We start from the raw sequence: 17,585 nt of genomic DNA, 5'->3' as shown, positions 1-17,585 counted from the left end.
GCTGCCTGTACTTTCGGCGGGCTGACCGCCGGGCCGCATGCGGCGGGGCAACCGCGCGTAACCCCTGATGCACGCGGATGCGCGGGTTGTCGCGGATTGGTGTTAAATATATTTCGGCGCGCCCCGACTCGGCGCGCAAAACGGGGCGCACCGGGCATCGGCGTAAACCCGGAGCGAAAACGGCACGAAAGATCGAAAACGAATCGGGCGCATCAGACCCGATCGGACAGACGGCAGGATTCATCTTGAATACCGAACCGCAAAATTCTCGTTACAGCCTCGGCCTCGCGGCGGAAGTGCTCGCGTCCGAGCAAAGCGTGCTGAGGCTGATCACGCGCAACACACCGCTGCCGGAACTGTTGGTCGAGGTCTGCCGGCGTGCCGAGGCGTTGCTCGGCGACGGCGCGTCATGCACGATCCTGCTGCTCGATACGGACGGCGCGCACGTGCGCGTCGGCGCGGCGCCGTCGCTGCCCGCGCAGTACAGCGCGGCGATCGACGGCGCGCCGATCGGGCCGGCAGCCGGCTCGTGCGGCACGGCGATGTACGAGCGCCGGATGATCGCCGTCGAAGACATCGAAACCGATCCACTGTGGGCCGACTACCGTTCCGTCGCATTGCCGTTGGGCCTGCGCGCATGCTGGTCGGTGCCGTTTCTCGACGACACGGGCGCCGTGCTCGGCGCATTCGCCGTCTATCACCGCACACCGTGCCGGCCAAGCGATGAGGAAACCGAACTGCTGCGCGACATCGGCAACAGTGTCGGCCTCGCGGTGCACCAGGACCGGATCGCACGGCAGCTCGTGCGCAGCGAGGAGCATCACCGGCTCGTCGTCAACAGCCTGAACGAAGGAATCCTCGTCGTGTCGCGCGACGGCGTCGTGGTCGCGAGCAACCCGAGCGCGAACCGGATGATGCGCGTGAAGGGCGATCTCGTCGGCCGGCGGCTGTCCACTGTGATCCTGCGCAAGCTGCGCGAGGACGGCACGCCGATCGCGCCCGACGCGTGGCCGAGCCGGCTCGCGCTCGAGACGGCCACGCCGATGCTCGACTACACGGTCGGCTTCGGCCTCGCGGACGGCGACATCATCTGGGTGCGCGGCAATGCGGTGCCGATCGTGAGGCCCGGCGAGACGCGGGCCGATTCCGTGCTCGTGTCGTTCAACGACATCGGCCCCGTGCGCGAAGCGCAGCAGCAACTGCGCTACCTGGCGACGCGCGATGCGCTGACGGGCCTCTACAACCGCCGCTGGCTCGCCGACCGCATGCGCGAGCTGTTCGGCGGGCACGATGCGGCGGGCGGGCCCGCGCGCGTCGCGATCCTGTTCATCGATCTCGTCGGTTTCAAGAAGGTCAACGACACGGCCGGCCACGACGCGGGCGACGCGCTGCTGCGCAGCGTCGCGGCGCGGCTCGCGGCCTGCGCGGGCGGCCGCTACGCGCTCACGCGCGTCGGCGGCGACGAGTTCGTGATCCTCGTCGACGACTGCGACGATCCCGACCGCCTCGCGGTGCTCGCGCGCGAGGTGATCGACGCGATCGCGAAGCCGTTCGCGATCGCGAACAACGAGTACTGGCTCGGCGTGTCGATCGGGATCAGCGTGGCGCCCCGTGACGGCGACGATGCGGTCACGCTGATGCGCAACGCCGATTCGGCGATGTACGACGCGAAGCAGCGCGGCCGCAACCATTTCACGTTCTTCACCGCGCAGCTCAACCTGCGGCTGCAGCGCCGCTTCGCGGTCGAGCAGTCGCTGCGGCGCGCGCTGACGTCGGACATGCTGCGGCTCGCGTATCAGCCCGTCGTCGATGCGCGCAGCGGCCGCACGGTCGGTGCGGAAGCGCTGCTGCGCTGGACCAGCCCGGAGCTCGGGCCGATGTCGCCGGCGGAATTCATTCCGGTCGCGGAAGATACGGGGCTGATCGTCGCGATCGGCCAGTGGGTGCTCGAAACGGCCTGCAGGCAGGCGGCCGAATGGCGCCGCACGATCGCCCCCGACCTGATGCTGGCCGTCAACCTGTCGCCTCGGCAGTTCCACGAAGGGCTCGTCGAATCGGTCGGCCGCTGTCTCGCGCAAACGCAGCTCGATCCGTCCGCGCTCGAACTCGAGATCACCGAAGGACTGCTGATGAACGACACGGACACCGTGCTGCCGATGCTCGAAGCGCTCACGGACATGAACGTGCGGATCTCGGTCGACGATTTCGGTACCGGCTATTCGTCGCTCGCTTACCTGAAGCGCTTTCCGCTGCACAACCTGAAAGTCGACCGCTCGTTCGTGTCGGGCGTGCCCGATCATCACGACTCGGTCGCGATCACGCAGGCCGTCGTTGCGATGGCGCATTCGCTCGGCATGAAGGTCACGGCGGAGGGCGTCGAGACGCAGGCGCAGTCGTGGTTCCTGCAGCAGATCGGCTGCGACATGCAGCAGGGCTACCTGTTCAGCCGCCCGCTGGACCCGAACGACTACGCGCGCCGGCTCGGCGCCGCGTAAGCGACGCGCGCGATCAGTCGCGCGGCGCGCCGAACCCGCCGGCGCCGGGCGGCGTCGGCGACGTATCGATCTCGACGCGGTTCTTGCCTTCGTGCTTCGCGCGATACAGCGCGCGGTCGGCCGCTTCGATCAGCACGGTCGTCGGCAGGCCGGGCGCGGGCACGATGCTCGCGCCGCCGATGCTGATCGTCACGGTGTTGCCGGTCGACGAATGCGCGTGCCGCAGCCGCAGCGCCTCGATGGCGAGCCGGATCTTCTCGCCGAGCAGCCGCGCCGCGCCCGGCGACGTCGCCGGCATCACGACCGCGAACTCCTCGCCGCCGAAGCGCGCGGCGAGATCGCCCGATTGCCCGAGGCAGCGCTCGATGGTCGACGCGATCTGCTTGAGCACGCTGTCGCCCGACACGTGTCCGTACGTGTCGTTGTACAGCTTGAAATTGTCGACGTCGATCATCAGCAGCGACAGCTCGCTGCGCTCGCGCGTGCCGCGGCGCCATTCGGCGGCCAGGTATTCGTCGAGATAGCGCCGGTTCGACAGCCCCGTCAGGCCGTCGGAATGCGTGAGGCGCCGCAGTTCGAGATTGGCTTCGAGCAGTTGCTGCTGCGACTGCCGCAGCGCGCGATAGGCCTCGTCGCGCTGCAGCAGGTTCATATATGAACGCGAGTGGTAGCGGATGCGCGCGACGAGCTCGATGCGATCGGGCAGCTTCACGAGATAGTCGTTCGCGCCGGCCGCGAACGCGGCGCTCTTGATCACCGGTTCTTCCTGCGTCGACAGCACGATGATCGGCACGTCGCGTGTCGCCGGGTTCGCGCGGTACGACTTTACGAGGCTCAGCCCGTCGATGCCGGGCATCACGAGGTCCTGCAGGATCACGGTCGGCCGCGTGTCGATCGCGGTGGCCATCGCGTCGTCCGAGCGCGGGCAGTAGTGGAAGTCGATGCCTTCCTCGTCGACGAGCGCGCGCCGTACGGCTTCCGCGACGATCGTCTGGTCGTCGACCAGCAGCACCATGGCCGGCACGTCGGCGGTCGGCGTGATCGGGCTGCCCGGCGGGCGGGTCAGGTCGCTAGTCATGGTCGATGCGGCGTGTTGCGAGGGCAGGCATGGGTGTTGCACGTGTTCATCGGGCTCAGATCCGTGCGAGCGCCGCCAGCTCGCCCGCGATGCGTCCGAGCGGCAGGATCGCGCGCGCCGCGCCGAGCGTCGCGGCTGCCTTCGGCATGCCGTACACGGCGCTGGTCGCCTCGTCCTGCGCGATCGTATGGTAGCCCTTCATCCGCAGCGCCTTCAGGCCGATCGCACCGTCGCGCCCCATCCCCGTCAGCAGCACGCCGATCACGCGGCCGGGCCAGTGCTCGGTCAGGCTGTTGAAGAACACGTCGACCGATGGACGATACGGCGTGGCGGCCGGCTCGCGCGTGTATTCGAGCGTGCCGGTGCGCGTGATGCGCAGATGATCGTCGGTCGCGGCGAGCAGCGCGACGCCCGGCTGCGGGCGGTCGCCTTCGCGCGCGACGCGCACGGCGAGCGGCGTCTGGCCGTCGAGCCATTGCGCCATGCCTTCCGCGAACGCGCGGTCGACGTGCTGCACGATCACGATCGGCGCGCTGAAATCGGCCGGCAGGCCGCCGAGGATCGATGCGAGCGCGCCCGGGCCGCCGGCCGACGCACCGATCGCGATCAGCGGGCCGCCGCCGGCGCGGGCGGCCGTGCCGGCGAGGCGCGTGCCGCCCGGCGCGTCGAGCAGCCGGCCGATCTGGTCGATCTTCGCGAGCAGGAGTCGGGTCGTGTCGCCGGCCGCGCCGTCGCCGAGCCGCGGCGTATCGACCGCGTCGAGCGCACCGGCGCCCATCGCCTCGAATACGCGCCACGCATTCGCGCCGATGCAGCTCGTCACGATCAGGATCGCGCACGGTCGTTCGGATCGCATGATCCGCCGCGTCGCTTCGATCCCGTCGAATTTCGGCATGACCAGGTCCATCAGCACGACGTCGGGCGGCTGCGCGGCGCACAGTTCGACGGCCTGCGCGCCGTCGGTCGCGACCCACAGCACGCGGTGCTCGGGCCGGCGCGCGATCGCACGGCGCATCGCCTCGACGGCAAGCGGGAGGTCGTTGACGATGCCGATGTTCACAAGCGGAATTCTCCGGTCGGTTCGTAGTGTTGGAGGATGGCCGGGTTCATGGAAGGGGCTGCCTGTCCGGTGCCGCCGGGTGGCATCGGCGGCCGGACGGCACGGTATTCTTTTGGGTTGACGACGCCCCGCATGCTGTCATGCGGCGCGGACGGCGGCAATCGAAAAATTTGCCCATTGTGCCGTTTCAGTGCGTTTCCTCTATGACTGCACTGTGTTTCCGGGCGATACGGGGCGGCGGGCCGGTGCATCCGCGCCTGCCGGGCCGTCGAACCGTGCCGGCGCAGGCCGCACAAGCGGGCATGTTACCGTGCCGGCCTCGACAAACAGGAAGGGGGAGAACCGGATGACCGTGCCCGATACCGTACTCGTCAGCCGCGACCCGTACGCGCCGGCCGTGATCGAGCGCGACGGCCGGTTGCTGTACCGGATCGCCATCGTGAGCGGGCATGCGTCGTTCCACCGCGAATTTCCGGTCGATCCGGACGCGGTGCACGTGCTGCGCGACGACGCCGAACGCGACTACTTCCGGTTCGCGGCGCTTCACCATCCGTACCGGCCGAGCGCGACGAACCTGTCCGACGCGGCGCGCGAACGCTACTTCGGCACGATCCTGTTTGCCGGCCGCGCAGCGGATGCGCGGCCGCGTCGTCAATGGCTGCGCGCGTAGCCCTGGATCAGCGCGCGCATCATCCCCTCGACCGTCGCGTCGCGCAGGTCGCCTTCCTGCTCGGCTCCCTCGACGAGCGCGGCATAGGCCGTCGCGAGCGTCACGCGGTCGACTTCATGGCGTTGCTCCATCAGCGTCACCATCCCGTCCTTCGCCAGATGAGCGGAGAACGCGCGGCTGCCGATGGTCTGGAATACGTCAATCATGGCGGCTCTCCCGTCCGTTGCCGATGCTTTCCAGTGTAGTCGGCGGCCCAGGGCTCCGCCACGCACCGCGGCCGGTCGACCAGCCGGCCGCTGTTTCCTCCGATGAAACACCGTCGACACACGGCCGGGGCACGGTATCCGCACACTTCAACGTTTACCCGAACCCGCAAATTGTCGACTTTTTATCGATAAAGTCTCGTGTTAGATTTCGCCGTCCGAGCCCGATGCAAACCGGGCCGGCAGCGCGCGGCCGGCGTGCCGCGCGTCCAGACACAAGGAGGGGAAATGCTGGTGCTGATTGGGGTGCCGATCGTCGTGATCGGTTTCGCGCTGCGCTTCAACGCGCTGCTGGTGGTCACGATCGCGGGGCTCGCGACGGGGCTCGCGGGCGGGCTGAATCTCGTCGACATCGTCAGTGCGTTCGGCAAGGCGTTTACCGAAAACCGCTACATGGGGCTGATCTGGCTGACGCTGCCGGTGATCGCGCTGCTCGAGCGCAACGGGCTCAAGGAGCAGGCGAGGCGGATGATCTCGCGCGTGCAGGCGGCCACCACGGGCCGCGTGCTGATGCTGTACTTCGTGCTGCGCCAGGCCACGGCCGCGCTCGGCCTCACGTCGCTCGGCGGCCACGCGCAGATGGTGCGGCCGCTGATCGCGCCGATGGCCGAAGCCGCCGCCGTCAGCCGGCACGGCGAACTGCCCGAGGCCGTGCGCCAGCAGATTCGCGCGCATGCGTCGGGCGCCGACAACGTCGCCGTGTTCTTCGGCGAGGACATCTTCATCGCGATCCAGTCGATCCTGCTGATCAAGGGCTTTCTCGAACAGAACGGGATCTCGATCGAGCCGCTGCACCTGTCGGTGTGGGCGATCCCGACCGCGATCGCCGCGCTGCTGATCCACTGCACGCGCCTCGCGCTGCTCGACCGCCGGCTGACGCGCGGCTTCGGCCTGGTGAAGCAGGAGGGCGCGCGATGATCGGCCTGGAATCGCTGTACACGCTCGCGGGGCTGATGTTCGCCGCGTTCGCATGCTTCAACCTGACGGACCGCACGAACCCGCGCCGCGTCTTCAATTTCGCGTTCTGGGCGATCTACGCGGCCACGTTTCTGTTCGGCGCGCTGCTGCCGCACTTCGTGACGGGCTGCCTCGCGATCGCGCTGGCGGTGATCGCGGGCTCCGGCAAGCTCGGGCGCGGCAAGTCCGACGAAGCGGGCGAAGCGGCGGCAGTGCGGCGCGAGACGCTCGCGCAGCGTTTCGGCAACCGGCTGTTCCTGCCCGCGCTGCTGATTCCGCTCGTCACGTTGATCGGCACGTTCGCGCTGAAGCACATACCGTTCGTCGATCCGAAGAGCGTGACGCTGATCTCGCTCGTGCTCGGCACGATCGTCGCGTTCGTCGTCGCGCTCGCGATGCTGCGCGATTCGCCCGTGCATGCGTTGAAGGAAGCACGCCACACGATGGACGCGGTCGGCTGGGCCGCGATCCTGCCGCAGATGCTCGCGGCGCTCGGCGCGCTGTTCGCGGTCGCGGGCGTCGGCGGCGTGGTGTCGGGGCTCGTGAGGGAGTGGGTGCCGATCGATTCGCCGTTCGCGGTGGTGGCGGCGTACACCGTCGGCATGGCGCTGTTCACGATGATCATGGGCAACGGCTTCGCCGCGTTTCCGGTGATGACGGCCGGCATCGGCCTGCCGCTGATCGTCCACCAGTTTCACGGCAACCCGGCGATCGTCGGCGCGATCGGGATGCTGAGCGGCTTCTGCGGTACGCTGATGACGCCGATGGCCGCGAACTTCAACATCGTGCCGGCGGCACTGCTCGAACTGAAGGACAAGAACGGCGTGATCAAGACGCAGTGGCCGACAGCCTTGCTGCTGCTCGCCGTGAACACGCTGCTGATGTATGCGTTCGCATTCCGCTTCTGACGAGAGACGCACATGACCGACCGACTCACCCCCGAACTCGCCTCGAAATTCGCATCGCTCGCGCTCGCGCACCTGACCCGCGAATATCCGAACAAGCTCACGCATTCGCTCGAAGGCCCGCACGACGTACAGGGCCCGCGTGCGCTGCACCCGATCTTCTACGGCAGCTACGACTGGCACTCGTGCGTGCACGGCTACTGGCTCGTGCTGCGCGTGCTCGAACGCTACCCGGCGTTGCCGGAAGCCGAGCGCATCGTCGCGACCGTCGATGCGCACTTCACCGACGCGAACGTCGCCGGCGAGCGCGCGTATCTCGCGCTGCCGCACAACAGCGGCTTCGAGCGGCCCTACGGCTGGGCGTGGCTGCTCGCGCTTTCCGCTCAGCTCGAGCGACTCGCGCTGAAGGGTGTGCTGCCGCAGGCCGCGCGCTGGGCGAAGACGATGGCGCCGCTCACCGAGCTGTTCGTGTCGCGTTTCGAAACCTTCCTGCCGAAAGCGACCTATCCGCTGCGCGTGGGCACGCATTTCAACACTGCGTTCGCGCTGGCGCTCACGCTCGACTTCGCGCGCGACACGCAGCGCGACGGGCTCGCGGCATTGATCGTCGATACCGCGCGGCGCTGGCACCTGAACGACGTCGCGTGCCAGGCGTGGGAGCCGTCGGGCGACGAATTCCTGTCGCCTGCACTGATGGAAGCCGAGCTGATGCGGCGCGTGCTGCCGGCCGCCGAATTCGACGGCTGGTTCGCGCGCTTCCTGCCCGATCTCGCGCGCGGCGAGCCGGCGACGCTGTTCGAGCCGGCGACGGTCAGCGACCGCAGCGACGGCAAGATCGCGCACCTCGACGGGCTGAACCTGAGCCGCGCGTGGTGCCAGCGCGCGCTGGCCGGCGCGCTGCCGGAAGGCGACGCGCGGCGCGCGAAGCTGCTCGACGCGGCCGACCGGCATCTCGCGAGCGCGCTCGCGCACGTGGCCGGCGACTACATGGGCGAGCACTGGCTCGCGACGTTCGCGCTGCTCGCGCTGGACGCGTAGCGCGCGAAACCCCGCCGGCGGCAAGGTCTTCGGCGCGCGGCTATACTCGCCGCTCGGGCCGTTTCGCGCAGCATGCGTTGCACGAAACGGCCATCCGCCAGTTCGCCGCCTCGCCATGGACAAGCTGATTTCCTACGTTGCCGCGATCCACGGGCTCGCCGGCCCGGTGCAGATCGTGTCGCATGCTACGTCGCACGACCGCTGGACCGACGACGATGTCGAGGTCACGCGTGCCGAAACCGAATACCGCTTCGACAACGGCGCGATCGTGCGCCGCTCGGTCGAGCAGGACCGCGCACCGTCCGACCTGCTGTGCGCGGAATGCTGGATCGACTACGACGTGCTCCACCATCCCGATGCGCAGCCGATCAGCCCGTCGCGGCTGACGTTCGACAACGCGTGCCGCGAAACCTTCTGGCTGCGCTACCACCTCGCGTGAACGAGCAAATGCGCGCGGTCGTCCCGGCCCAAAGCGGTATGAAGGATTCGGAGCGGGGATACAAGAAAGGCATGCAGCAAGCGATGAAGCGCTTCACGAACGTGAAGACGGATTCGCTGCCGTGGTGAGCGAAGCGGGGAAGGGCGTGTCACGCCCTCCCGCCGCCCTGGGCGTTACTGATAGAAGTTGAGCGTGACCATCGCCGAACGACCCGGCGCCCACGTCGCGTAGATCGGGTACGCGCTCGCGTAATACTTCTTGTCGAACAGGTTCTGCACGTTGAGCTGCACGTCCATCGTCTTGTTCACGCGCCACGTCGCGGCCGCGTCGAAGCGTGCATAGCCGGGCGTCCACTTCCTGGTCGTCGCCGACACCGACGCATAGGTCTGGCTCATCACCGTCGCGCCCGCGCCGAGCGTGAGCTTCGGCATCACGTCGTAGCTCGTCCACAGCGTGAAGTTGTGCTTCGGCACCATCACCATCGGCAGGCCCGATGCGCCCGGGCTGCCGGGGCCGGCGTCGGTCGTGATCGCGTTCAGGTACGAGTAGCCGCCGAACACGTGCCACTTCGGCGTCAGGTTGCCCGCGAAGCCGAATTCGAAACCGCGCACGCGCTGCTTGCCCGCGTTGACCGTGTGACCGAGGCCGTCGCTCACGCGCGCGTTGGTCTTTTCGGTCTGGAACAGGGCCGACGTCAGCGACAGCTGATCCTGCAGCACGTCCCACTTCGCGCCGATCTCGATGTTGCGCGAGCGCTCGGGCGCGAGGTCCTGGTTCGTCGCGGTGATCTGGTCGGTGCCGCCGCCGAGGCCGCCGTTCGAGCCCGGCGGGTTCGACGACGTGCCGTACGACGCGTACAGGCTCACGTTGGTCACCGGCTTGAACACGAGGCCGAACTGGTAGCTGAACAGGTTCGACGTGTTCGACAGGTCGGCGACGCCGGCCTGCTTGCCGGTCGTGTCGTAACGGTCGAAACGCAGCCCCGTGTTGAACTGCCAGCGCTCGGACAGTTTCACCGTGTCGAAGAGGTACGCGGATACCGTATCGGTGCGCGTGTTCGTCGTCGCACCGGGGAAGCCCTTGTCGCCGTTCAGCACGATGTTGCCGGTCCACGGCATGTTCGGGTTCCAGCCGCCCGCGAGCGGCGTGCAGTTGCCGGCCACCGAGCACGGGCCGCCCGAGCGGATGTTGTTGCCGGCCGAATCCGACACGAGATAGCCCTCGTAGCGCGCCTGTTCATGGCTGAACTCGACCCCGGCCGTCATCGTGTGCTTCATGCCGAACAGGCTGGCGCTGCCGGTGACTTCGGTCTGGTTCGAGAAGCCGTTGAGCGCGTACTTGCCGCTCTTCGCCTGCAGGCCCAGCAGGTTCGGGTTCGATGCGAGGATCTGCGGATTCGTCGCCACGTAGTCGAGCGTCGAGCGGCCGAACATCGTCGTGTTCCTCAGCTTCCAGTCGTCGTTGAACTTGTGCTCGATGCGCACTTCGCCGGTGTCGGTCTGCCCGTAGCGGTAATCGCGCGTGTTCAGCCCGAAGAACTGCCCGCGATCGGTCGGCACCGGCGTGCCGCCCGACGCGCGGAACGGCACGCTGAAGTCCGGCATGTCGTACGAGTTCATGTGGTAGTAGCTGACCGTGACCGTGGTCGGCGTGTTCAGCCCGAACACGATCGACGGCGCGACGCCCCAGCGCTTGTTGTACACGTCGTTGCGGCCGGCCTGGTTCGCGTCGTGACCCATCACGTTCAGGCGCACGGCCGTCGTGTCGTCGATCTTGCGGTTCGCGTCGACCGTCGCGCGCTTGTAGCCGTCGGTGCCGAAGCCGATGCTGCTGTTGATGAAGTTGTCGTTCTTCGGCGTCTTCGTGACGATGTCGATGCTGCCGCCCACCGAGCCGCGGCCCGCGTAGACCGAATCGGGGCCCTTGATCACGCTGATCTGCTCGACCGCGAACGTCTCGCGGTTCTGCAGCCCCGAGTCGCGCATCCCGTCGACGAAGATCGAGTTGCGCGATTCGAAGCCGCGGATCACCGGGCGGTCGGCCGACGGGTTCGCGGCCGCGTCGCCGCCGAGGAACGTGATGCCGGGCACCGAGCGCAGCGCGTCCGCGAACGACGTGACGTTCTTTTCCTTGATCAGCTGCTCGGGAATCACGGTGACCGAGCGCGGCGTGTCGAGCAGCGGCGCGGTGAACTTGTACGACGGTGAGCGCTTCACCTGCATGTCCGACAGCGCCGACGACTGGACCTCGATCGTCGGCAGCGCCGCCGGGACGTCGGCGGCAGGGGCGACAGGGGCGGGAACAGTAGCGGGAGCGGTTGCGGCGGAAGCGAGCAGCGGCGTCAGGAAAACGGAGCAGGTCAGCGCCGACACGAGGGCGCGAGGCCTCGTCTTGAACTGGGCAGGCATATCGGGAAGCAGCGGAGGGTTCGGTGATCGGGTGCGTTTTCGCGATGCGGGCAGCACTGCCCGAAACATCGGAGAACGTCAATGCAAATGCGTATGATTCGCGTTTGCGGTCGCAATTGTACGGATTGGTATTGAATATGTAAACGATTGAATGGTTTTTGTACTAATCCGGTCAGGCTTCCGTGGGCGCGATTGCCTTTGCGTCGTGTGCAACACCGCTTTCCATCGCCTGGCCGGCGCGCGGCGGCGGCGACTCGCTACACTGCCGTACCGGTTGGACGGGCCCCGGCAGTCAGGCCCCGAGCAAGGAGACAAAACACGATGGACATCCAACGCGCAGCGGTCGTCACGTACCGTGGCAACGCGATCGAGAACACGCACGTCGCCCATGTGGCGGTGGTCGATGCACGCGGCAGGTTGCTGGCCCGGTTCGGCGATCCGTTCCGGATGACGCTGGCGCGGTCGGCGGCCAAGCCGGCGCAGGCGCTGTCGGTGATCGAGACGGGCGCGCCCGAGCGCTTCGGCTTCGACGATGCGGACATCGCGCTGATGTGCGCGTCGCACAGCAGCGAGGACCGCCACATCGAACGCACGCGGGCGATGCTCGCGAAGGTCGCCGCACACGAATCGGACCTGCGTTGCGGCGGCCATCCGCCGCTGTCCGATGCGGTGTACCGGTCGTGGATCAAGCGCGACTACACGCCGACCGGCGTGTGCAGCAACTGTTCGGGCAAGCATGTGGGGATGCTGGCCGGCGCGCAGGCGATCGGCGCGGCGATCGCCGACTACCATCTGCCCGACCATCCGATGCAGGTGCGCGTGAAGCATGTGGTGGCCGATGCATGCGGGTTGCGCGACGACGAAGTCGACTGGGGCATCGACGGGTGCAACCTGCCGACGCCGGCGTTTTCGCTGGATCGCCTCGCGCGTCTTTACGCGTCGCTGGCCGACGGTGCCGATGCGGTGGAGGCAGGCGTTGCGATCACTGATCGCGTCCGTGCACTGGCGCGCATTCATCGTGCGATGACGGCCCATCCGGAACTCGTCGCCGGCGACGGACGCTACTGCACGGTGCTGATGAACGCGTTCGACGGGCAGGTGGTCGGCAAGCTCGGCGCCGATGCGTGCTACGGGATCGGCGTGCGCGCGTCGGAACGCACGCGGCAGCTCGGTGCGGACGGCGCGCTCGGCATCTCGGTGAAGATCGAGGACGGCAATCTCGACGTGCTCTACATGGTCGTCAGCGAAGTCCTCGAGCGGCTGCAGATCGGCACGGCCGCGCAGCGCGCGCAACTGGCCGGCTTCCACCGGCCGCGGATGCTCAACACGCAGGGCGTCGAGTTCGGGCACGCCACGTTCCCGTTCGAATTGCAGGCGGCCTGAGCGGCATCGCCGCACCGGCGCGCGGCCCGCGATCCGGGCCGCGCGCTACGTGCGTGCGCCGCGGATCTTCGCGAGTTCGAGTTCCGACAGCTCGCCGATATGCGCGAGGTGCTCCGCGAGAAAATCCTTCAGCACGCGCAGCTTCGCCGAGCTGCGCCGGTTCGCCAGATACGCGATGTAGATGTAGTCGCCAGTCAGCCGGTTCTGCAGCCGGTAGCGCGGCAACACGGCTTCGAGCCGGCCGCTCGCGAGCAGGTCGCGCACCAGCCAGATCTCGAACTCCGCGATGCCGAGCCCCGCGCAGGTCGCTTCGAGCAGCAGCTCCGAATGATCGGTGACGAGATTGCCGGCCGGCAGCACGCTGTGCCGCGCGTCGCCGTTCACGAATTCCCAGCGCGGATCGCCTTCCGGGTGCACGTAGCGCAGGCAGTTGTGGTGCTTCAGGTCGTCGGGTGACGCCGGGCGCCCGCAGCGGTCGAGATAGCCGGGCGTCGCGCACAGGATGCTGTCGTTGCGCGACAGCCGGTGGACGACCAGGTTGTCCAGGTAGTTCTCGCCTTCGTGGATGTCGAGGTCGAAGCCGCCGGCCACGAGGTCGTTGTGGTTGTCGGTGAGCCGCACGTCGAGCTGGATCGTCGGGTAGCGCGCGAGAAACGGCGGGACCAGCGGCGCGAGATGACGGCGGCCGAACGCGACCGGCGCGGTGAGCTTCAGCGGGCCGCTCGGTTGCGCATTCAGCTCGGCGACGACGCGCAGCGTGTCGTCGAGATCGGCGATCAGCGTGACCGCTCGCTCCAGGTAGATGTGACCGGCTTCGGTGAGCGTCACGCTGTGCGTCGACCGGTGCAGCAGCGCGACGCCCAGGGCCTCCTCGATTGCCGTGACCTTGCGCGCGACGGTCGACGTCGACACGTGCATCTCCTTCGCGACTGCCGAAAAACTCCCCGTTTCGACCACTCTCACGAACGCACGCATCGCGCCCAGGTGATCGACGCCGGTTTCTCTCGCGCCTTTTTTCATTTTGATTCTCGCTGTTGCGTCCCACGCAAAACCGCTTTCGATAATACAGAAGCAAGCTTGTTTTTGCAAAGGCATAGAATGCGAACCCGTTGCGTCGGGAAGCGGTGGACGACGGGCGGCACGAGACATTCAGGAGGGCACGATGACAGAACACGGCTTCCGCGTCGAAGCGGATCTTTTAGGTAAGCGAAGTATTCCGGCGGACGCCTATTACGGCGTCCATACGCAGCGTGCGAAAGAGAATTTCGACATCACGGGCCGCACCATTGCGTCGCTGCCGTACCTCGTGATGGCGCTCGCGGCCGTTAAGGAAGCGGCGGCCGACGCCAACTGCGAGCTCGGGCTGCTGCCGCGGCCGTATCGCGATGCGATCGCCGCCGCGTGCGTCGAGATCCGCGAAGGGCGCCTGCACGACCAGTTCGTCGTCGACATCATCCAGGGCGGCGCCGGCACGTCGACCAACATGAACGCGAACGAGGTGATCTGCAACCGCGCACTCGAGATCATGGGGCATGCGCGCGGGCAGTACGAATACCTGCACCCGAACGAGCACGTCAATCTCGCGCAGAGCACCAACGACGTCTATCCGACCGCGATCCGCGTCGCGACGTGCTTCGCGGTCGAGCACCTGCTCGAAGCGATGGCGCGGCTGCGCGATGCGTTCGCCGAACGGGCCGACGCGTTCGCCGGCCTGCTGAAGCTCGGCCGCACGCAGTTGCAGGACGCGGTGCCGATGACGCTCGGCCAGGAATTCTCGACCTACGCGGTGATGCTGACGGAAGACATTGCGCGGCTTCAGGAAGCCGGCTGGCTGATTCGCGAGATCAATCTCGGGGCGACCGCGATCGGCACGGGGATCACCGCGCATCCGGAGTACGCGGAGAAGGCGCTGGCCGCGCTGCGGCGCATCACCGGGCTCGACCTGAGCACCGCGCCGAACCTGATCGAGGCGACGCAGGATTGCGGCGCGTTCGTGCAGGTGTCGGGCGTGCTCAAGCGGATCGCCGTCAAGCTGTCGAAGATCTGCAACGACCTGCGGCTGCTGTCGAGCGGCCCGCGTGCCGGGTTCGGCGAGATCAACCTGCCGCCCGTGCAGGCCGGCTCGTCGATCATGCCCGGCAAGGTGAATCCGGTGATTCCTGAAGTCGTCAACCAGGTCGCGTTCGAGGTGTTCGGCAACGACCTGACCGTGACCTTCGCGGCCGAGGCCGGCCAGCTTCAGCTCAACGCGTTCGAGCCGGTGATCGCCAGCGCGCTGTTCCGCAGCTTCAGCCACCTGACGGCCGCCTGCACGACGCTTGCGCAGCGCTGCGTGAGCGGCATCACCGCGAATCCCGAGCGGCTGCGCGAAACGATGGAGCGCTCGGTTGCGCTCGCCACCGCATTGAATCCGTACATCGGCTACAAGCGTGCGACCGACGTCGCCGCCGAAGCGCACGCAACCGGCAAATCGATCCGCGAGGTCGTGCTGGAACGCGAACTGATGACCGCCGCGCAACTCGACGAAGCGTTGCAGCCCGAAGCGCTGATCCGCCCGCGCGTGTTCTGACACCGGCCGCGCTCGCGGCCGTACCGAAAGCGCCCCCCAGCGGGGCGCGACATATCGACAAACAACGGAGACTCACGATGAAACACCCCAGCGAGCGCCCGGCCGGTCCGGCCGGCGGCGCGGATTCCCGCCATGCCGATCCCGATGCGATGTTCGCGTCGCACGAAGCCGGTTATGCGAAACAGTTGAAGCCGCGGCACGTGCAGATGATCGCCATGGGCGGCGCGATCGGCACGGGCCTCTTTCTCGGCGCGGGCGGGCGCCTGCAAAGCGCGGGGCCCGCGCTGGCGCTGGTGTATCTCGTGTGCGGCGTGTTCGCGTTCCTGATCATGCGCGCGCTCGGCGAACTCGTGATGCACCGGCCGACCAGCGGCAGCTTCGTGTCGTATGCACGCGAGTTCATGGGCGAGCGCGCATCGTTCGTCGCCGGCTGGATGTACTACCTGAACTGGGCGACGACCGGCATCGTCGACATTACCGCGGTCGCGATCTACATGAAGTACTGGGCCGTGTTCACCGACGTGCCGCAATGGGTGTTCGCGCTCGGCGCACTCGGGATCGTGTCGGTCATGAACATGATCGGCGTGAAGGTATTCGGCGAGATGGAGTTCTGGTTCTCGCTCGTCAAGGTCGGCACGCTCGCGGTGTTCCTCGCGGTCGGCGCCGTGTTTCTCGCGAGCGGCCATCCGGTCGCCGGCCAGATGCCGGGGCTGCATCTCGTTGCGGATCACGGCGGGATCTTTCCGCACGGTATCCTGCCGGCCGTGCTGATCGTGCAGGGCGTCGTGTTCGCGTACGCGAGCATCGAGCTCGTCGGCGTCGCGGCGGGCGAGACCGCCGATGCGCGCAAGGTGCTGCCGAAGGCGATCAACAGCGTGATGTGGCGCATCGCGCTGTTCTACGTCGGCTCGGTCGTGCTGTTGACGATGCTGCTGCCGTGGACCGCGTACAGCTCGCACGAAAGCCCGTTCGTCACGTTCTTCAGCAAGCTCGGCGTGCCGTACGTCGGTACCGTGATGAACGTCGTGGTGCTGACGGCCGCGCTGTCGAGCCTGAATTCCGGCCTCTATTCGACCGGCCGCGTGCTGCGTTCGCTCGCGATGGGCGGCTCGGCGCCGCGCTTCGTGTCGCGGATGAATGCGCGCGGCGTGCCGTATGGCGGGATCCTGATCACGGTCGCGATCAATGCGATCGGCGTGCCGCTGAACTACATCGTCCCGGCGCAGGCGTTCGAGATCGTGCTGAACATGGCGTCGCTCGGGATCATCACGACGTGGGGCTTCATCGTGATGTGCCAGATCCTGTTCCGCCGCAAGGTCAATCGCGGCGAGCTGAAGGACGTGTCGTTCCGGATGCCCGGCGCGCCGTTCACGTCGTGGCTCACGCTCGCGTTCCTCGTCGGCGTGCTGGTGCTGATGGCGTTCGACTATCCGGGCGGCACGTGGACGATCGCGATGATTCCGGTGGTCGTGCTCGCGCTGGTGGTCGGCTGGAAGCTCGCGAAGCGCGGTGCCGAGCGCGAGCGGGCGGTTGCCGCGCCTGTCTCCGCGCACGCCGTTGCGGATCCCGCACGCAACGCGTGACGGCATGCGCCGGGGGCGCCGGTCCGTTCTCGGGCCGGCGCCTCCGGCGCGGTCAGTTCAGCCCGGTGCGCTCGCCGACCCAGCGGGCGAAATCGCCGGCCATTTCCGCAGTCAGTTCGTGCCCGGCCGCGTACAGCCGCGTATCGTGCGCGACGCCGAGCGCCGTGAGCTTCGCGTCGGCCGTGTCGGCCCAGGCGACGGGCAGCTTGTCGTCGAAGCGGCCGTGGACGATCAGCGCATGGAGCGGACGAAGCGCATCGCGCGGCGCGATCAGCGGATCGATTTCCGGCAGGATGCGCCCGCACAGCACGGCGAACGCGCTCACGTCTTCCGGTGACGTGAGGCCGACGCCGGCGCTCATGATGCCGCCCTGGCTGAAGCCGGCGATCACGGTCGGCAACGCGGAATCCGCGCCGTCCTGCGCACGGAACGCGCGCAGCAGCGCGATCAGCTGCACGCGGCTGGCGTCCGCGCGGGCCGCATCGATTTCGGGGCCGTTCGGGCCGAAGCGCACCGGAAACCACGCATGCTGATTGGGCCCGAACGTGAGCGGCCCGCGCAGGAACGCGATTTCGATGCGCGGATCGATCGCGTCGGCCACGTTCAGCAGGTTGGTTTCGTTGCCGCCGACGCCGTGCAGCAGCAACAGGCGTGCGGCGGGACGGCCGGCAGCCGGGCGCAGCCGGTACTGGAGGCCCGAATCGGGATCGGTGGTCAGCGGCAGGACGTCGGTCATC

15 protein-coding genes are annotated in these 17,585 nt (G+C 67.8%); 9 read left to right on the top strand and 6 right to left on the bottom strand.

Features of this window, described 5'->3' with window-relative positions:
• Window positions 1-245 precede the first annotated feature (245 nt).
• Window positions 246-2,495, top strand: coding sequence for a putative bifunctional diguanylate cyclase/phosphodiesterase (locus U5798_RS06045; protein WP_124456092.1), 2,250 nt, complete (start codon window positions 246-248; stop codon window positions 2,493-2,495).
• Between the two features lie 13 nt (window positions 2,496-2,508).
• Here U5798_RS06045 and U5798_RS06040 read toward each other — a convergent pair whose 3' ends face one another.
• Together U5798_RS06040 and U5798_RS06035 are read right to left on the bottom strand one after the other, a co-directional pair.
• Complete coding sequence (locus tag U5798_RS06040; protein ID WP_322081524.1) at window positions 2,509-3,573, bottom strand: diguanylate cyclase; 1,065 nt, start codon at window positions 3,571-3,573, stop codon at window positions 2,509-2,511.
• A 55-nt stretch (window positions 3,574-3,628) separates the two neighbouring features.
• Complete coding sequence (locus U5798_RS06035; RefSeq protein WP_124456094.1) at window positions 3,629-4,633, bottom strand: chemotaxis response regulator protein-glutamate methylesterase; 1,005 nt, start codon at window positions 4,631-4,633, stop codon at window positions 3,629-3,631.
• A 346-nt stretch (window positions 4,634-4,979) separates the two neighbouring features.
• Here U5798_RS06035 and U5798_RS06030 point away from each other — a divergent pair, with 346 nt between their 5' ends.
• Complete coding sequence (locus U5798_RS06030) at window positions 4,980-5,303, top strand: hypothetical protein (RefSeq protein WP_322081523.1); 324 nt, start codon at window positions 4,980-4,982, stop codon at window positions 5,301-5,303.
• On the opposite strand, the gene U5798_RS06025 is transcribed toward U5798_RS06030, so the two are convergent.
• Window positions 5,285-5,509 carry a hypothetical protein gene (locus U5798_RS06025; protein WP_322081522.1) on the bottom strand — a complete coding sequence of 75 codons (225 nt, stop codon included), beginning with the start codon at window positions 5,507-5,509 and terminating at the stop codon, window positions 5,285-5,287. The two genes, U5798_RS06030 and U5798_RS06025, sit on opposite strands and share 19 nt — an antisense overlap.
• Window positions 5,510-5,794: 285 nt before the next feature.
• Here U5798_RS06025 and U5798_RS06020 point away from each other — a divergent pair, with 285 nt between their 5' ends.
• From U5798_RS06020 to U5798_RS06005, 4 genes are all read left to right on the top strand, one after another.
• The gene (locus U5798_RS06020) at window positions 5,795-6,484 is read left to right on the top strand and encodes a DUF969 domain-containing protein (protein WP_124456095.1); all 690 of its coding nucleotides are present in this window, start codon (window positions 5,795-5,797) and stop codon (window positions 6,482-6,484) included.
• Complete coding sequence (locus U5798_RS06015; RefSeq protein ID WP_322081521.1) at window positions 6,481-7,431, top strand: DUF979 domain-containing protein; 951 nt, start codon at window positions 6,481-6,483, stop codon at window positions 7,429-7,431. The genes U5798_RS06020 and U5798_RS06015 overlap by 4 nt, the downstream gene beginning before the upstream one ends.
• Before the next feature lie 12 nt (window positions 7,432-7,443).
• Window positions 7,444-8,466 (top strand): DUF2891 domain-containing protein, encoded by a 1,023-nt coding sequence (locus U5798_RS06010; protein ID WP_124456097.1) that lies wholly within the window; start codon window positions 7,444-7,446, stop codon window positions 8,464-8,466.
• A gap of 115 nt (window positions 8,467-8,581) precedes the next feature.
• Window positions 8,582-8,905 (top strand): hypothetical protein, encoded by a 324-nt coding sequence (locus tag U5798_RS06005; protein WP_124456098.1) that lies wholly within the window; start codon window positions 8,582-8,584, stop codon window positions 8,903-8,905.
• 173 nt (window positions 8,906-9,078) lie between these two features.
• Here the strand turns inward: U5798_RS06005 and U5798_RS06000 are convergent, their stop codons facing one another.
• Window positions 9,079-11,313, bottom strand: coding sequence for a TonB-dependent receptor (locus U5798_RS06000; protein WP_322081520.1), 2,235 nt, complete (start codon window positions 11,311-11,313; stop codon window positions 9,079-9,081).
• A 321-nt stretch (window positions 11,314-11,634) separates the two neighbouring features.
• Between U5798_RS06000 and U5798_RS05995 the strand changes: the two genes are divergently transcribed.
• Complete coding sequence (locus U5798_RS05995) at window positions 11,635-12,696, top strand: asparaginase (RefSeq protein WP_322081519.1); 1,062 nt, start codon at window positions 11,635-11,637, stop codon at window positions 12,694-12,696.
• A gap of 45 nt (window positions 12,697-12,741) precedes the next feature.
• Here the strand turns inward: U5798_RS05995 and U5798_RS05990 are convergent, their stop codons facing one another.
• Window positions 12,742-13,716 (bottom strand): LysR family transcriptional regulator, encoded by a 975-nt coding sequence (locus tag U5798_RS05990; RefSeq protein WP_124456101.1) that lies wholly within the window; start codon window positions 13,714-13,716, stop codon window positions 12,742-12,744.
• Window positions 13,717-13,858: 142 nt separating this feature from the next.
• On the opposite strand from U5798_RS05990, the gene U5798_RS05985 reads away from it, so the two are divergent.
• Both U5798_RS05985 and U5798_RS05980 read left to right on the top strand, forming a co-directional pair.
• Window positions 13,859-15,265, top strand: a complete 1,407-nt coding sequence (locus U5798_RS05985; protein ID WP_124456102.1) for an aspartate ammonia-lyase — start codon at window positions 13,859-13,861, stop codon at window positions 15,263-15,265.
• Between the two features lie 77 nt (window positions 15,266-15,342).
• A complete protein-coding gene (locus tag U5798_RS05980; protein WP_124456103.1) occupies window positions 15,343-16,848 on the top strand; it encodes an amino acid permease in 1,506 nt (501 codons plus the stop codon).
• A 52-nt stretch (window positions 16,849-16,900) separates the two neighbouring features.
• Here the strand turns inward: U5798_RS05980 and U5798_RS05975 are convergent, their stop codons facing one another.
• Window positions 16,901-17,584, bottom strand: a complete 684-nt coding sequence (locus U5798_RS05975) for an alpha/beta hydrolase (protein ID WP_124456104.1) — start codon at window positions 17,582-17,584, stop codon at window positions 16,901-16,903.
• Window position 17,585 lies beyond the last annotated feature (1 nt).

Source organism: Burkholderia sp. BCC1972, assembly GCF_905339605.1.
In the GTDB taxonomy this organism is placed as follows: Bacteria; Pseudomonadota; Gammaproteobacteria; order Burkholderiales; family Burkholderiaceae; genus Burkholderia.
This window is presented reverse-complemented; position numbering and strand designations above follow the sequence as displayed.